Genomic DNA, 2,003 nt, shown 5'->3' on the forward strand with positions numbered 1-2,003 from the left:
CCTGCACCGCCGCCCGGGAAGGCGTGGCCCGCACGCACCTGCTTTCCTGGCGCAACCATGATGCGCTGCTGGGGGAGCTGTTCACCCGCGACGGCGTGGGCACCATGATCACCCAGCACCGCTACGAGCAGCTTCGCCCGGCCACGCTCAATGACGTGGCGGGCCTGCTGGAGCTGCTGGAACCCCTGGAGCGGCGCGGCATGCTGGTGGCCCGCTCCCGGGAGCGTCTGGAGCATGAAATCGACGACTACATGGTCATCGAGCGCGACGGTATGGTGATCGGCTGCGCGGCGCTGCACGTCTTCCCCGAGACCACCGTGGGCGAGCTGGCCTGCGTGGCCGTGCATGGCAACTACCGGGGCGGCGAGCGCGGCGAGCGCCTGGTCGAAGCACTTGAACGACGCGCCCGCCAGCGGGGGCTTTCCGATATGTTCGTGCTCACCACCCATACCGCCCACTGGTTCGTGGAGCGCGGCTTCCGCGCCGCCAGCCTGGAAGACCTGCCCCCCCTCAAACGCGAGGCCTACAACCACGCCCGTAAATCCAAGGTGCTGGTGAAGAATCTGGCGGGTTAGTGGGGAAAATCGGCACCACGCGCGCTATCGACTACCTAACGAGAGTCACTTTGCGCTATGGTAAAAGAAACTAACCGAGGGATGCCGCAATGAACCTCAAACGTATCGCACACATTGCCAGTGTCACTACGATCTTTCCGCAAAAGCGGCAGGCAATCAAACCTGTCGAGTTTGTCGTGCACGAGAGCGATGCAGAGGCATTGAGCAGCGATTTTCTGAAGGTTGGAAAAGATATGCAAAAGGCGATGGAGCAATATGACCGACTCCCCAAGCTCTCACACTCGTGATTCATCTTAGAGGCGGCATCGCCGCCTCAGATGGTTGCTAGGTATTCAGAATCACGCCACCGTTCAGGTGCAGCGTTTGGCCGCTCATGTAGGATGACTCCTCACAGGCCAGGTACACGTAGGCCGGGCCGATTTCACTGGGCTGTCCGGCGCGTTTCATCGGCACCTGATTGCCGAACTCCGCGACTTTCTCCTCATCGAAGCTGGCCGGGATCAGCGGTGTCCAGATGGGGCCGGGGGCCACGGCGTTGACACGGATGCCACGGTCCATCAATGAAATGGCCAACGAACGCACCAGCCCCTGAATGGCTCCCTTGGTGGCGGTGTAGTCGATCAGCGTGTCATTGCCCTTGAAGGCATTGATGGAGGAGGTGGCGATGATAGTGTCGCCTTCGCTCAGATGGGGCAGCGCCGCTTTGGTCAGATAGAAGTGGCTGAACACGTTGGTCTGGAAGGTGCGCTGCAGCTGGTCGTCCGGGATATCGGTGATGTCGTCCCAGTCGTACTGCTCGGCTGCGTTATGGATCACGATATTGATCTTGCCGAACTCCTGCCGGGTGCGGTTGACGATTTCTCGGCAGAAGCTGGGCGCGGCCACATCGCCTTTCAGCACCAGGCAGCGGCGGCCTTCGGCCTCTACCAGCCGCTTGGTCTCTTCGGCGTCGCGGCTCTCCTTGAGGTGCACGATCACACAGTCGGCCCCTTCACGGGCGTAGTGCACCGCAATGGCTCGGCCGATACCGCTGTCGCCACCGGTGATGATCGCCACTTTATCCAGCAACTTCTCGGCACCGCGATAGCTGTCGCGAATGTACTCGGGCTCGGGGCGCATGGCATGCTCATCGCCCGGCTGTTTTTGCTGATGCTGTGGGGGTTGCTGTTGGTCGCTCATGTGCGGTCACTCCTTTTTAGGCACAGACACGTAACTCCTTCCATGAAGGCAAGTACACACGACGCTGCGGTGAGCGCTACCACCCGCATCCTGAGGTGCAGAGCGCTCCAGCGCCGTGCTTACCAAACAGCGCGTAAAGCATCGCCCAGTCGGGCGGTGATACAAGCGCGCACCGCGTAGCGGTGCCAGATTGACTTCGCTTCATTACCCTGATATTTATACAGCATGACAAAGCGTGCCTACAAAGAG

General features: G+C 60.9%; 3 protein-coding genes. 2 read left to right on the plus strand and 1 reads right to left on the minus strand.

Features of this window, described 5'->3' with window-relative positions:
* Both argA and B7L71_RS08695 read left to right on the plus strand, forming a co-directional pair.
* Window positions 1-575: amino-acid N-acetyltransferase (gene argA, locus B7L71_RS08690; protein WP_081137355.1), on the plus strand; the 575-nt coding region annotated here is incomplete at its 5' end.
* Between the two features lie 89 nt (window positions 576-664).
* A complete protein-coding gene (locus tag B7L71_RS08695; protein WP_081137357.1) occupies window positions 665-862 on the plus strand; it encodes a hypothetical protein in 198 nt (65 codons plus the stop codon).
* A 37-nt stretch (window positions 863-899) separates the two neighbouring features.
* Here the strand turns inward: B7L71_RS08695 and B7L71_RS08700 are convergent, their stop codons facing one another.
* Window positions 900-1,754 (minus strand): SDR family oxidoreductase, encoded by an 855-nt coding sequence (locus tag B7L71_RS08700; protein ID WP_081137359.1) that lies wholly within the window; start codon window positions 1,752-1,754, stop codon window positions 900-902.
* Window positions 1,755-2,003: the final 249 nt, after the last annotated feature.

The organism is Halomonas sp. BC2 (assembly GCF_002078115.1).
Lineage (GTDB): Bacteria > Pseudomonadota > Gammaproteobacteria > Pseudomonadales > Halomonadaceae > Vreelandella > Vreelandella stevensii.